The sequence below is a fragment of the Paracidovorax oryzae ATCC 19882 genome, assembly GCF_000687165.1.
GTDB classification, from domain to species: domain Bacteria; phylum Pseudomonadota; class Gammaproteobacteria; order Burkholderiales; family Burkholderiaceae_C; genus Paracidovorax; species Paracidovorax oryzae.
Genome location: NZ_KK366050.1, coordinates 37,765 through 50,672, shown reverse-complemented (window position 1 = coordinate 50,672; position 12,908 = coordinate 37,765). Strand labels below are relative to the sequence as shown.

14 protein-coding genes, 1 other RNA gene and 1 riboswitch are annotated in these 12,908 nt (G+C 74.0%); of the genes, 12 read left to right on the top strand and 3 right to left on the bottom strand.

The window, feature by feature from the left end; genetic code table 11:
- Positions 1 to 38 precede the first annotated feature (38 nt).
- The 3 genes from ssrS to T336_RS0124070 all read right to left on the bottom strand — a co-directional run bounded on the left by ssrS (position 39) and on the right by T336_RS0124070 (position 934).
- A non-coding RNA gene (gene ssrS, locus T336_RS27655) (6S RNA) lies at positions 39 to 218 on the bottom strand.
- 39 nt (positions 219 to 257) lie between these two features.
- Positions 258 to 698: a cell division protein ZapA gene (locus T336_RS0124075; RefSeq protein WP_026434433.1), complete on the bottom strand. Its 441-nt coding sequence runs from the start codon at positions 696 to 698 to the stop codon at positions 258 to 260.
- Positions 695 to 934 carry a hypothetical protein gene (locus T336_RS0124070; protein ID WP_026434432.1) on the bottom strand — a complete coding sequence of 80 codons (240 nt, stop codon included), beginning with the start codon at positions 932 to 934 and terminating at the stop codon, positions 695 to 697. Before T336_RS0124070 ends, T336_RS0124075 begins: the two co-directional genes overlap by 4 nt.
- 49 nt (positions 935 to 983) lie before the next feature.
- A riboswitch (cobalamin riboswitch) is annotated at positions 984 to 1,246 on the top strand.
- Positions 1,247 to 1,326: 80 nt separating this feature from the next.
- Here T336_RS0124070 and T336_RS0124065 point away from each other — a divergent pair.
- The 12 genes from T336_RS0124065 (at position 1,327) to T336_RS0124010 (ending at position 12,826) form a co-directional block, all read left to right on the top strand.
- The gene (locus T336_RS0124065) at positions 1,327 to 3,201 is read left to right on the top strand and encodes a TonB-dependent receptor domain-containing protein (RefSeq protein WP_404821602.1); all 1,875 of its coding nucleotides are present in this window, start codon (positions 1,327 to 1,329) and stop codon (positions 3,199 to 3,201) included.
- On the top strand, positions 3,198 to 4,643 hold the full coding sequence (locus T336_RS0124060; RefSeq protein WP_035227255.1) for a cobyrinic acid a,c-diamide synthase CobB: 1,446 nt from the start codon (positions 3,198 to 3,200) through the stop codon (positions 4,641 to 4,643). The genes T336_RS0124065 and T336_RS0124060 overlap by 4 nt, the downstream gene beginning before the upstream one ends.
- The gene (locus T336_RS0124055; RefSeq protein WP_026434429.1) at positions 4,640 to 5,275 is read left to right on the top strand and encodes a bifunctional adenosylcobinamide kinase/adenosylcobinamide-phosphate guanylyltransferase; all 636 of its coding nucleotides are present in this window, start codon (positions 4,640 to 4,642) and stop codon (positions 5,273 to 5,275) included. Before T336_RS0124060 ends, T336_RS0124055 begins: the two co-directional genes overlap by 4 nt.
- Positions 5,272 to 6,243 (top strand): ABC transporter substrate-binding protein, encoded by a 972-nt coding sequence (locus tag T336_RS0124050; protein ID WP_026434428.1) that lies wholly within the window; start codon positions 5,272 to 5,274, stop codon positions 6,241 to 6,243. The genes T336_RS0124055 and T336_RS0124050 overlap by 4 nt, the downstream gene beginning before the upstream one ends.
- Positions 6,240 to 7,274, top strand: a complete 1,035-nt coding sequence (locus T336_RS0124045; protein ID WP_026434427.1) for a FecCD family ABC transporter permease — start codon at positions 6,240 to 6,242, stop codon at positions 7,272 to 7,274. The genes T336_RS0124050 and T336_RS0124045 overlap by 4 nt, the downstream gene beginning before the upstream one ends.
- A 4-nt stretch (positions 7,275 to 7,278) precedes the next feature.
- Entirely contained in the window at positions 7,279 to 8,079 is an 801-nt protein-coding gene (locus tag T336_RS0124040) for an ABC transporter ATP-binding protein (RefSeq protein WP_026434426.1), read from the top strand.
- A gap of 56 nt (positions 8,080 to 8,135) precedes the next feature.
- Positions 8,136 to 8,705 carry a cob(I)yrinic acid a,c-diamide adenosyltransferase gene (gene cobO, locus T336_RS0124035; RefSeq protein ID WP_026434425.1) on the top strand — a complete coding sequence of 190 codons (570 nt, stop codon included), beginning with the start codon at positions 8,136 to 8,138 and terminating at the stop codon, positions 8,703 to 8,705.
- Between the two features lie 24 nt (positions 8,706 to 8,729).
- Positions 8,730 to 9,476 carry a 5,6-dimethylbenzimidazole synthase gene (bluB, locus tag T336_RS0124030; protein ID WP_026434424.1) on the top strand — a complete coding sequence of 249 codons (747 nt, stop codon included), beginning with the start codon at positions 8,730 to 8,732 and terminating at the stop codon, positions 9,474 to 9,476.
- Positions 9,469 to 10,482 (top strand): adenosylcobinamide-phosphate synthase CbiB, encoded by a 1,014-nt coding sequence (gene cbiB / locus T336_RS0124025; protein ID WP_026434423.1) that lies wholly within the window; start codon positions 9,469 to 9,471, stop codon positions 10,480 to 10,482. The genes bluB and cbiB overlap by 8 nt, the downstream gene beginning before the upstream one ends.
- A complete protein-coding gene (locus T336_RS0124020; protein ID WP_026434422.1) occupies positions 10,479 to 11,567 on the top strand; it encodes an aminotransferase in 1,089 nt (362 codons plus the stop codon). Before cbiB ends, T336_RS0124020 begins: the two co-directional genes overlap by 4 nt.
- 88 nt (positions 11,568 to 11,655) lie before the next feature.
- Positions 11,656 to 12,453: a HipA family kinase gene (locus tag T336_RS0124015; protein WP_026434421.1), complete on the top strand. Its 798-nt coding sequence runs from the start codon at positions 11,656 to 11,658 to the stop codon at positions 12,451 to 12,453.
- Positions 12,440 to 12,826, top strand: a complete 387-nt coding sequence (locus tag T336_RS0124010) for a DUF3037 domain-containing protein (RefSeq protein WP_026434420.1) — start codon at positions 12,440 to 12,442, stop codon at positions 12,824 to 12,826. The genes T336_RS0124015 and T336_RS0124010 overlap by 14 nt, the downstream gene beginning before the upstream one ends.
- Positions 12,827 to 12,908: the final 82 nt, after the last annotated feature.

Genomic DNA, 12,908 nt, shown 5'->3' with positions numbered 1-12,908 from the left:
GCAAAAGCGCCGCGGGGTTGCCGCGGCGCTCGGGTAAAAGGGTGTCCGCAGTAGCCGCCGGACCGTCATCCTGAACCGGGGGTTCAGGGGGGCGAGGGCAGCCAGGCGTTGGGTTCATCTGACGCGAGATGATCACGCTCACCGGGCAATGTACCAAGCCCTTGCTCATGGAGCATTGGTTCAAGGAAATATAAAGCCCGGCGGCACTGCAGACGCCCCCATTGTAGGCGCGCAAACCGCCCTTTGGAAGTGCAGGGTCAGGCCGGCCGGCCGTCCTCGCCCAGTGCATGGTCCAGGCGCCGCAGCAGCGCCTGCAGCGCATCGCCATCCGGCGCCTCGCCGTCGGCCAGCAGGCTGCGCTGGGCAGGCCCGTCGGCGGCCGGCGCGGCGCCGGGCAGGGTGGCCCGGGCATCCGCAGCGGCATGCGCTTGCGCAGGCGGGAGATCGTCCGGGGGCTCCTGCGCGGCTGGCGCCTCGGCGGGCGCGGCTGCAGCGCGGGCCTGGTCGGCCAGTTCGAAGGCCAGATTCAGGGCCGCCAGCACGGCGATGCGCTCGCGCGCGCGCACCTTGCCGGCGTCGCGGATGCGGACCATGGCCGCATCCACGCGCTCGACCGCCTGCAGCAGCCGTTCCTGCTGGCCTTCCGGACAGGCGAGGCGGTAGCTCTGCTGCATGATCTGCACTTCGATCTGGTTCATTCGGCCTCCTTGGGCAGGTCGGTCGGGGCATCGCCCGGCGGGGGCGGCATTTTCTCCAGCATCGCGTCGATGCGCGTGCGGGCCGTGTTCAGGCGCGACCGGAGCGAGTCGCGCTCCTGCGTGAGCGAGACCACCTGGGCGGTGAGCAGGGCGTTGGCGCGCTGCAGCTCGGCATGGCGCACGAGCAGCCGCTCCACGCGCTCGGTGATCTGGTCGAGGGGGGAGGGTGAATCCATGCACGGATTGTAGGGTTGGGGCAGGGCGGGGGAATATGTATCGAAACGTCCTAGAATCCGCTGCGTTGGTGCCTGCGGCCTGGTTCACAGACCGCGGTTCAACGGGAAGCAGGGAGGCGCCGTCCGCCACGGACGCGCCGTGCCTGCGCTGCCCCCGCAACGGTCCGTGGAAGAAAGCTGCCCGCCCCTTTCGGCAGGGCGGCTTTCGCCGCCTCCTGCACATGGCCACTGGGTGCCTTGAACAAGCGCCTGGGAAGGCGCAGGAGCGTGTCGTCCACCAGCCCGGATACCGGCCAACACGGAGGCCGCGCCAGAGCCATCGGGCCTGCGCGGCCGTGTCGCCCAATGCCGGCGGGGAGGCCGGCGCGGGCTCGTTTTCTGCGATCGCTTCCATGCATTCTCCGATTCCCCGGTTCCGCGGCGCCGCCGGCGCACGTGCTGCCCTTCCGTTCCTCCATGCGCCTGCCACGCTGGTCCTGCTCGCCACGGGCCTGTCGCTGGCCCCGGCGGTGCAAGCGGCCACCGCAGCCCCGATGGGCGAGGTCGTGGTGACCGCCAACCGCACGCCCCAGCCCCTGGCCGATCTCGTGGCCGACGTTTCCATCGTGGACCGCGACACCATCGAGGCCAGCGGCGCCACGGGGCTGGCCGACGTGCTGGCCCGCGTGCCGGGCATCGAGATTTCGCGCAACGGCGGGCCTGGCACGACGACCAGCGTCTACCTGCGCGGCGCGGAGCAGCGCTTCACCGCCGTCTATATCGATGGCGTGCGCGTGGATTCGCAGACCACGGGCGGCGCGCCCTGGGAGGCGATCCCGCTGGGCCTCATCGACCGCATCGAGGTGCTGCGCGGCCCCGCCGCCGCGGTGTACGGATCGGACGCCGTGGGCGGCGTGATCCAGATCTTCACGCGCAAGGGCGAGGGCCCGGCGCAGCCCTACGTGGGCGTCGGCGCCGGCAGCCACGGCACCTACAAGGCCGAGGCCGGCGTGAGCGGCTCGGCGGGCGAGGGCCGCGCGGTGGACTACGCGCTGGGCTTCGAGCGCGAGATCAGCGACGGCTTCAACGCCCGGCCCGTCGCGGGTCAGAACCCCGACAAGGACGGCCTGCGCCGCTCTGCCGTGAACGCGCGCGTGGGCCTGCAGATCGATCCGCGCCAGCGCCTCGAGGGCACGCTGCTGGGCGCCGACACCAATGCGGGCTACGACACCACGCCCCTGGGCAACGACGACCGCGCCCTGCATCGCATGCATGCGCTGGGGCTGAACTGGCGGGCGCAATGGAGCGACCGCTACACCACCCGCGTGTCGGTCACCGATTCGCGCGAGCGCTACGAGACGCGCCCCTCGCCCTACACCGCCGATACCCGCCTGCGCGGCTACCTGTTCCAGAACGAATGGCGCGAGGGGGGGCATCTGTTCACCGCCGCGCTGGAGCGCCGCGAGGACCAGCTGCGCAACGGTGGCCTCGATGGCGACCGCTCGCAGGACGCGCTGGCGCTGGGCTACGGCTTCACCGCCGGCCCGCATGCGCTGCAGATCAACGCACGCCATGATTCGGACAGCGAGTTCGGTGGGCACAATACCGGCAGCATCGCCTACGGCTACGCGATCACGCCGCAGTGGCGGGCCACGGCATCGGCCGGCACCGCGTTCCGTGCCCCCACCCTCTACCAGCGCTTCAGCCCCTACGGCGTCGCGTCGCTGAAGCCGGAAGAGGGCCGCAACGTGGAACTGGGCCTGCGCTGGGCGCAGGGCGCGAGCAGCGCGTCCGTGGTGGCCTACCGCAACCGCGTGAAGAACCTCATCGTCTTCGGCGAGGCCGGCCCGTGCCAGGATGAGTTCGGCTGCTATGCCAACGCGGGCCGGGCGAAGTACCAGGGCGTGACGCTGTCCGCGCAGCACACCCTGGGCGGCGTGCAGTTGCGCGCATCCGTGGACCTGCAGAACCACCGCGACGAAACTACCGGCCGCCTGCTGCCCCGACGCGCCAGGCGCCATGCGACGCTGGGCGCCGACACGCGCGTCGCCGGCTGGACGGTGGGCTCCGAGGTGCAGGCCGAGGGCCGGCGTTTCGACAACGCCGCCAACACCGCGGTGCTGGGCGGCTACACGCTCGTCAACCTGTATGCCAGCACGCGCGTGGCGCAGGACACGACGCTGCTCGCGCGCGTGGACAACCTCGCCGACAGGAACTACCAGACCGCGCGCACCTATGCGCAGGCGGGCCGCACGTTCTATGTAGGCCTCAAGTGGGCGCCGCGTTGAGCAGGGCCGCCGGCACGGCGGGCAGCATCCGCTGTCCGGCGATCGCGATCGCCGCGCCGTCGTCGGGGCAGGGCAAGACCACCGTGACCGCCGCGCTGGCACGCCTGCACGCGCGGCAGGGGCGGCGCGTGCGCGTGTTCAAGTGCGGTCCGGATTTTCTCGACCCGTGCTGGCTGGAGCAGGCCAGCGGCGCGCCGGTGCATGCCATCGATCTCTGGATGACGGGTGAGCAGGACGCGGCCGAGCGGCTGCACGCTGCCGCGCAAGAGGCCGACCTGATCCTGGTCGAGGGCGTGATGGGCCTGTTCGACGGCACGCCCAGCCTCGCGGACCTCGCGCAGCGCTTCGGCCTGCCGGTGCTGGCCGTGGTGGATGCCTCTGCCATGGCGGGCACCTTCGGCGCGCTGGCCTGGGGCCTGCGGGACTACCGCCCGGGCCTGCCCTGGGCGGGCGTGCTGGCCAACCGCGTGGGCAGCGCGCGCCATGCCGGCATGCTGCAGGAGAGCCTGGCGGATGCGGGAGACTGGATGGGCGCCCTGGCGCGCGTCGCCCCGCCCGCGGCGGATGCGCCTGCAGGCGACGCGCCACCGGGCCGCCAGCGCGCGGGGCTGCTGCCCGAGCGGCACCTGGGCCTGGTGGCCGCGCACGAACTGGCCGACGGCCTGGCGCGCATCGATCTGGCGGCCGATGCGCTGGCGCAGACGCCCCTGGGCTGCCTGTCGCCGCAGGACTGGCAGGAGCGGTTCGCCGTGGAGTTCGCAGCGCCCGCGCCGCGCGCCGCGGTGCCGCCGCTGCTGGCCGGCCGCACCGTGGCGGTGGCCGGCGATGCCGCGTTCTGCTTCATCTACCGGGCCAACCTGCAGACGCTGGAGGCCCTGGGCGCACGCGTGCGGCGCTTCTCGCCGCTGCAGGATGCGGAACTGCCAGCCTGCGACGCGGTGTGGCTGCCCGGCGGCTATCCGGAGCTGCACGCCGACCGCCTGGCCGCCAACACCGGCATGCAGCGCAGCCTGCGGGCCCACGTGGAGGCCGGCCGGCCCGTATGGGCAGAATGCGGCGGCATGATGGCGCTCTTCGAATCGATCACCCTCGCGGACGGCGAGCGCAAGCCGCTCTGGGGACTGCTGCCGGGCCACGTGGCCATGCAGCGGCGGCTGGCCGCGCTGGGGCCGCAGCAGCTGGACCTGGACGGCCAAGTGCTGCGCGGCCACACCTTCCATTACTCGACCTGCGAGAGCAGCGCCCCCGTGCGCGCGCGCACCCGCCGCCCGGATCCGGGCGAGGGCGGCGCAGGCGAGGCGCTCTACCGGCAGGGCAGCATCCACGCGAGCTATTTCCACGCCTGGTTCCCCTCCAGCCCGCGGGCCGTGGCGGCGCTGTTCGGCGCCGGGGACGCACTGGCGGAGCCGGCGCCGGCGGCGGCTCCGGAGGCCGCCGCATGACGGCCCTGGCGGCCCCTTTCGTGGGCGATGGCGTCGGCGACAGCATGCAGGACACGCGGCTGTCGGTCGCGCGCAGCGAATTCATCCTGGGCGGGCAGAAGAGCGGCAAGTCGCGCCGTGCCGAGATGCTGGCGCGCACCTGGATGGAGGCCTCCGGCGCACACCGCGCGGTGCTCATCGCCACCGGCCGGGCCTGGGACGACGAGATGCGCGAGCGCATCGCCCGCCACCAGCGCGAGCGTGCGGTGCGCGTGCCGGGCATGGAGACGGTGGAGGAGCCGCTGGACGTGGCCGCAGCGCTGGCGCGCTGCTCGCGGGCGGGCACCTTGGTCGTGGTCGATTGCCTCACGCTGTGGCTCACGCAGTGGCTGATGCCGCTGCCCGAGGCGCAGCCGCCGGGCGACTTCGAGCCCCAGTGCCAGGCCTTCCTGGAGGCCATCCGTCAGGCGCCGGGGCCGGTGGTGGTGGTCGGCAACGAGATCGGGCTGGGCGTCATCCCGCTGGGCCGCGAGGTGCGTGCCTTCGTGGATGCGCTGGGCCGCCTCAACCAGCGCACTGCCGAGGCCTGCGCGCGCGTCACCCTCATGGCAGCCGGCCTGCCGCTCGCGCTGAAGGAGGCGCCGCAGCCATGAACCGGTGGCCTCCCGTGATTCCTTTACTTCAGCGCCTGGGGGCGGCGGCCCTGCTGGCAGGGGCTGCCGGCGCGCCGGGGCCGGCACTGGCGCAGGTGCCGCCGAAGCCCGCGGCCGCGGTTTCTGCGGCCTCCGCGGTGCCCGATGCCCCCGCGGGCGGCGTGGCGATCACCGACGGCCGGGGCCGCCGCATCGCCTTCGCCCGGCCGCCGCAGCGCATCGTGAGCCTGCTGCCCTCGCTCACCGAATCGGTCTGCGCGCTGCAGCAGTGCGCGCGGCTGGTGGGCGTGGACCGCTACTCCAACTGGCCCGAATCCGTGCGCGCGCTGCCGCAGATGGGCGGCGGCATCGACCCGAACATCGAGGCCATCGCCGCCCGGCGGCCGGACGTGGTGCTGCTGGCGACCAGCTCGCGCGCGAGCGACCGGCTGGAGGCGCTGGGCATTCCCGTGGTGGCGCTGGAGCCCAGGACGCATGCGGACGTGCGCGAGGTGCTGCGCACCCTGGGCGCGCTGCTGGCCGTGCCGCCGCAGCAGGGCGCCGACCGCGTGTGGCGCGAGATCGACGCGGGCGTGCAGGCGGCCGCGCAGTCGCTGCCGGAGCGCGCGCGCGGCGCCCGGGTGTATTTCGAGGTGAGCCGGGGGCCGTACGCGGCCGGCACGTCGTCCTTCATCGGCGAGACGCTGGCCCGCCTGGGCGCGCGCAACGTGGTGCCGCCCGAGCTGGGGCCGTTCCCGCGGCTGAACCCGGAGTTCGTCGTGCGGGCCCAGCCGGACATCATCATGGTGGGCAACAGCAGCATGCAGGCCCTGGTGCCGTACCCGGGCTGGGACGGCCTGCGCGCCGTGCAGGGGCAGCGCGTCTGCGTGTTTTCCCCGCGCGAGGCCGACGTGGCGGTGCGCCCCGGCCCGCGCATGGCGGATGCCGCGCGCATCATGGCGCGCTGCCTCGCGGACAAGGCGCCATGAGCCCGGTGGACGACGGGGCCGGACATGCCGGCGGCGCCCGCCGTGCGGCGTGGCTGGCCGCGGGGCTGCTGCTGGCCGGCGCGGCCCTGCTGCTGCTGGGCGCGAGCGTGGGCAGCACCGGCATCGGACTGGCCTGGGGCCCGGATGCCGATCCCGTGGCGCGGCAGATCCTGTGGGACATCCGCCTGCCGCGCACCCTGGGCGCCTGGCTCGCCGGTGCGCTGCTCGGCCTGTCTGGCGCGGTGGCGCAGGGGCTGTTCCGCAATCCGCTGGCGGACCCGTACCTGCTGGGCAGCGCCTCGGGCGCGGCGCTCGGCGGCGCGCTGGCCATGGCGCTGTTCGGCCTGTCGCCCAGTGCATCGCAGTGGCTCGCGCGGCTGGGCGTGACGGGCATGGCCTTCCTGGGCGCCGTGGCAGCCGTGCTGCTCACGCTGGTGCTGGCGCGCGGCGTGCAGCACACGCTGCGGCTGCTGCTCGCGGGCGTGATCGTGGGCGTGGTGCTCGGCGCCGCTCGCGACCTGGTGGAACTGGCCTCGCCCGAGATCCTGCAGGCCATGCAGGCCTTCACCCTGGGCAGCACCGCCTTCGTGGGCTGGATCGCCTGCGGGCTGATGGCCGGGGCCTGGGCGCTCAGCGCCGGCGCCGCCTGGGTGCTGGCACGCGCGCTGGACGGGTTGGTGCTGGGCGAGGCCACGGCAGCCAGCCTGGGCCTGCCGCTCGCGCCCATGCGCGCGGGGCTGGTGGCGGCGATGGCGCTGGCCACCGGCACCGCGGTGGCGCAGACGGGCCTGATCGCCTTCGTGGGCCTGGCCGCCCCGCACCTAGTGCGCTCCATCGCGCCGTCCACCCACCAGCGCCATGTGGTGCTCTCCAGCCTGATGGGCGCGGTGCTGCTGCTGGCCGCGGACATCCTCGCGCGCTGGATCGTCGCGCCGCAGGAGTTGCCGGTGGGCGTGCTCACGGCAGCGCTGGGCGGCAGCTACCTGCTGTGGCTCATGCACCGGCGCACCCGGCTGGGCCGCGGAGGCTGAACGCATGGACCGCACTGTCGCCCTGCAGGCATCCGGCCTCTGCGCATCCTTTGGCGGCACGCCCGTGCTGCGCGATGTGGACCTGAGCATTCCCGCCGGCTGCTGGACCAGCGTGGTCGGGCCGAACGGCGCCGGCAAATCGACCCTGCTCAAGGCCCTGGCAGGCCTGCTGCCGGGCGGCGCCGTGCGAGGCCACATCGACTTGATGGGCCGCCCGCTGCCGCGCTGGGGTGCGCGGGAGCGGGCGCGCCAGCTCGCGTGGCTGGGGCAGGGCGAGGCCGGCTCCGACGGCCTGCCCGCCTACGACATTGCCATGCTGGGCCGGCTGCCGCACCAGCCCTGGCTCGCACCGCCCAGCCCGGCGGACCATGCAGCCGTGCGCGCCGCGCTGGAGGCCACGCAGGCCTGGGCATGGCGCCACCGCCCGCTTGCCGAACTCTCCGGCGGCGAGCGCCAGCGCGTGCTGCTGGCCCGTGCGCTGGCCGTGCAGGCCCCGGTGCTGCTCATGGACGAGCCGCTCGCCCACCTCGACCCGCCCCACCAGGCCGACTGGCTGCAGACCGTGCGTGGGCTGGTGCGGCAGGGCTGCGCGGTGGTGAGCGTGCTGCACGAGGTGTCGTTCGCGCTGCAGGCCGATGCGCTGGTCATCCTGGACGCAGGCCGGGTGCTCCACCATGGCCCGGGCGACGATCCCGCCACCCATGCGGCGCTGGAGGCCGTGTTCGGCCACCGCATCCGCGTGCGCGAGGTGGACGGCCTGCGCGTGGCGGTGCCGTGCGTCGGTCCGGCTGCACCAGGCGGCTGACGCCGCTCCCCGGCCGAGCCTTTCCTTTTTCCTTCCCTCATTCATTTTTCTTCCGCATGCAGATCGAATCTCCACCCACCGAGCGCCGCTCGGACAAGCCGGACGGCGAGCGCCGCGGCCTCGTGCTGGTGCATACCGGCGACGGCAAGGGCAAGAGCACGGCGGCCTTCGGCCTTGCGCTGCGCGCGCACGGCCGCGGCAAGCCGGTGAAGATCTTCCAGTTCATGAAGGTGCCCAGCGCGCGCTTCGGCGAGCACCGCGTCTTCGAACAGCTCGGCATTCCCATCGAGGGCCTGGGCGACGGCTTCAGCTGGAAGAGCCGCGACCTGGAACATTCGGCCGCCCTGGCCCGCGCCGGCTGGGAGCGTGCCCGGGATGCCATCCTGGGCGGCGGGCATTTCCTGGTGGTGCTCGACGAGATCACCTATCCGCTCATCTACGGCTGGGTGCCGCTGCAGGAGGTGCTGCAGGCACTGCGCGATCGGCCGCGCGACGTGCATGTGGTGCTGACGGGGCGCCGCTGCCCGCAGGAGCTGATCGACCTGGCGGACACGGTCACCGAGATGGGCCTGGTCAAGCATGCGTTCCAGGCCGGGGTGCCGGCGCAGCGCGGCATCGAGGACTGACGCTTGGACAAGGAAGGCAAAGGCATGGCACCCGGCGGATCCGGTGAGGCCTACAGCGCCGCGGAGCGCGAGGCCATCTACCGCGCCATCCGCGAGCGGCGCGACATGCGCCACTTCGCGGGCGGGCATGTCGAACCCGCTGTGCTCGAGCGCCTGCTGCGCGCCGCGCACGAAGGGCCCAGCGTGGGCTTCATGCAGCCCTGGCGCTTCATCCGCGTGTCCGACGCCTCGCTGCGGCGCGCGCTGCACGCCTGCGTCGATGCCGAGCGCCTGCGCACGGCCGGGGTGCTGGCCAGCCCCGCGCCGGATGCGGCCGGGCCGGCGGTGCGGGGCGCGGGGCGGCAGGAGGAGTTCCTGCGGCTCAAGCTGGAGGGCATCCTCGATGCGGCGGAACTGATCGCCGTGGTGCTGGCCGACGGGCGCGACGCCCACGTGTTCGGCCGCCGCACCATGCCCCACATGGACGTGGCCTCGGTGGGCTGCGCCATCGAGAACCTCTGGCTGGCCGCGCGCGCCGAAGGGCTGGGGATGGGCTGGGTGTCGATCTTCGATCCTGCCGACGTCGCACGCCTGCTGGGCCTGCCGCCCGGCGCCGAACCGGTCGCGCTGCTGTGCCTGGGGCCGGTGCATGGTTTCTACCCGTCGCCCATGCTGGAGCGCGAGCGCTGGGCGCGCCGCGCGCCGCTGGCGTCGGTGGTGTTCGACGGGGCCTGGGGTCGCCCGGCGCCCTGGCTGTCGGGCGACGAAGACGGCGGGGGCGAGAGTGGCTGACGGCGGCCCTGCGTTGCAGGCCCTGCTGGGCGCGCTGCCCTGGGCCGCCGCCATCGCGGCTGCGCTGGCAATCGACCGGTGGTGGGGCGAGCCGCCGGTGGCCCTGCACCCGGTGGTCTGGATGGGGCGCGCGCTGCACTGGTGCGGCGAGCGCATCGCGCCCGCGCAGCCGGTGGCCACGGATGCCCGGGCTTTCGTGCTGGGCGCGGTGGCCTGGCTGCTGATGGCCTCGGTGGTGGCCGGTGCCGCCGGTGTGCTGCAGCACGCGGCGCTGCAACTGCCCGCATGGTGGGCCGTGCCCGTGCTGGCGCTGCTGCTCAAGCCCCTGCTGGCCTGGCGCATGCTGCGCGACGAGGTCGTGGCCGTGGAGGAGGCCCTGGCGCAATCGCTGGAGGCCGGTCGCGAGCGGCTGTCGCGCCTGGTGAGCCGCGACGTCCACGCGCTGCAGGCCGTGCAGGTGCGTGAATCCGCCATCGAATCGCTGGCGGAGAACCTGAACGATTCCGTGGTGGCGCCGCTTTTCTGGTTCGCGCTGCTGGGCCTGCCGGGCGCGGCGCTCTACCGCTTCGCCAACACCGCGGATGCCATGTGGGGCTACCCCGGCATGCGCGGCGGGCGCTACTGGCAGTGGGCCGGCAAGTGGGCGGCGCGCGCGGACGACGTGCTCTCGTGGGTGCCCGCGCGCATCACCGCGGTGCTGCTGGCGCTGTGCGGGCGCCGCGTGCGCTGGGCCGCGGTGGCCCGGCAGGCGCGCCGGACGCCTTCGCCCAACAGCGGCTGGCCGATGGCCGCGATGGCGCTCGCGCTGGATGTGCGGCTGTGCAAGCCCGGCGTGTACACCCTGCACCGCCGCGGCAGGGCCGCCGCCCCGGCGGACACCCACCGGGCCGCCGTGCTGGCCGCGCGGGCCGTGGCATGGTGCCTGCCGCTCGCCCTGGCTGCGCTCTGGGCGCTGGAGTGGCTGCGTGTCGTCGTGCATGTCGCCCCGGGAGGCGTGCTGCCATGACGCCAGAGGCGCTCGACGGCGGCGCGGCCGCGCAGGGGTTGCCGGTGCACGGCGGCCCGGATGCGCTGGGCGTTCCGCTGCACGATTTTTCCACCAACGCGAATGCCTGCGGGCCCTGTCCCGCCGCCCTGGTGGCCGTGCGCGGGGCCGACGCCGCGCGCTATCCCGATCCGGCCTACACCGCGCTGCGCGAGGCCCTGGGCGCCTGGCACGGCGTGGCGCCCGGGCGCATCCTGCCGGCCGCGAGCGCCAGCGAATTCATCCACCGCTTCACCGCGTGGGCCGCACGGCAGGGCGTGGCCGGGGTGGCGGTGCCCGCGCATGCCTATGGCGACTATGCGCGCGCTGCCCGGGCCTGGGGCCTGCCGCTGCTCGCGTCCCCGGTGCCGGGAGCGGAGGAGGGCGCGAAGAAGGATTCCGGGAAGGCCGTGCTGCACTGGGCCTGCGAACCCGGCAGCCCGCTCGGCACGCCCGATCCTGGCCTGGAGGCATGGCACGCGCGGGGGGCCATCGATAGCGGCGCGCCGGATGCCGACCTGCGCATCGTCGATTGCGCCTACGCGCCGCTGCGGCTGGAGTCCGCCAGTGGCCCGCTGCCCGCGAACGCATGGCAGCTCTGGACGCCCAACAAGGCCCTGGGCCTCACGGGCGTGCGCGCTGCCTATGCCATCGCCCCGGCCTGCGTGCCGCGTCACGACCTGGATGCGCTGCAGGCGCTGGCGCCCTCCTGGCCGATCGGCGCGCACGGGGTGGCGATGCTGTCGGCCTGGGTGGCGCCGCAGGTGCAGGACTGGCTGGCCGCGTCGCTCGGCACGCTGCGCATATGGAAGGCGGCCCAGCAGGCGCTGTGCGAGGACATGGGCTGGTCCGTGCACGCCGGGAGCCGCGCCAACTATTTCGTGGCGCGCCCCCCGGTGGCCGACCTGCTGCCCTGGCTGCAGGCCGTGCGGCTGCGGGGCGTGAAGCTGCGCGACTGCGGCAGCTTCGGGCTGCCCGGCTGCGTGCGGCTCGGCGTGCTGCCGCCAGCATCGCAGCAGGCATTGCAAGCCGCATGGCGGGGGGCGGGGCCGGGCGCCGCCGCATGAGGCCTGTGGCCGTCGGTGGCGCCTCGCTACCATTGCCGCTTTTGCCGCCATCCATGCCACCCCTCCACCCCGGTCCCGGAGTCCTGCCGTGCGTTCCATCACCGTAAGCCGCTACGTCACGCCGCTGCGCGAGGGCGGCTCCATGCCGGCCGTCGTCGAGGGCGACGATCTCGGCGTCTATGTCCTCAAGTTCCGCGGCGCCGGGCAGGGCGTGCGCGCGCTCATGGCAGAGATCATCGCCGGCGGCATCGCCCGTGCGCTGGAACTGCCCGTGCCCGAGATCGTGCTGGCCCAGCTCGATCCGGCCCTCGCGCAGACCGAGCCCGATCCCGAGATCCAGGACCTGATCCGCGCGAGCGCGGGGCTGAACGTGGCGCTCGACTATCTCTCCGGTGCGGTCAACTTCGATCCGGCGGTGGACCGCGTCACGCCGGGTTTCGCCTCGCGCCTCGTCTGGTTCGACGCGCTGGTGGGCAATGTGGACCGCACCGCGCGCAATACCAACCTGCTGGTGTGGCACCGCAACCCGTGGCTGATCGACCATGGCGCATCGCTCACCTTCCACCATGCCTGGAGCGGCACGGTGGCGCAGCCCGCCAAGCCGTTCGCGCCGATCGCCGACCACGTGCTGCTGCCCCTGGCCACGGAGCTGGCGGCGGTGGATGCCGGGCTCGCGGCGCGCCTGACCCCGCAATGCCTGCAGGCGGTGCTGGCCGAGGTGCCCGACCTGTTCCTGGCGCAGGCGGCAGAGGGCCACGGGGACGGGCCGGGCGATGGCCCGCTCGCCGATCCGGCAGCGCACCGGCAGGCCTACGTCGATTATTTCCTGGCGCGGCTCGCGGGCCGGCAGGCCTGGCTGCAGGGGGCGATCGATGCACGCGGCTGATGTCTATGACTACGCCATCGTGCGCGTGGTGCCGCGCGTGGAGCGCGAGGAGTTCATCAATGCCGGCGTGATCCTCTCGTGCCAGCGTTCCGGCTTCCTGCAGGCCGCGACCGCGCTCGACGAGTCGCGCCTGCTCGCGCTCGACCCGCAGGCCGACCTGGACACGGTGCGGCGCCACCTGGGCGCCATCGTGGCCATCTGCGCGGGCGATGCGGACTGCGGCCCGATCGCGGCGCTGCCCTACCGGGCGCGCTTCCACTGGCTCACCGCGCGGCGCAGCGCGATCATCCAGACCTCGCCCGTGCACACGGGACGCTGCACGGACGCCGCGGCGGCGCTGGAGCACATCATGGACCGCATGGTCCGGCGCTGAAGAGCCCGGCGCCCTCCGCACGGTCTGCGGTCGGGCCGCCTGGCGGGATGCCCTCCGACAGCCATACGGCGCCGAAGGCGCA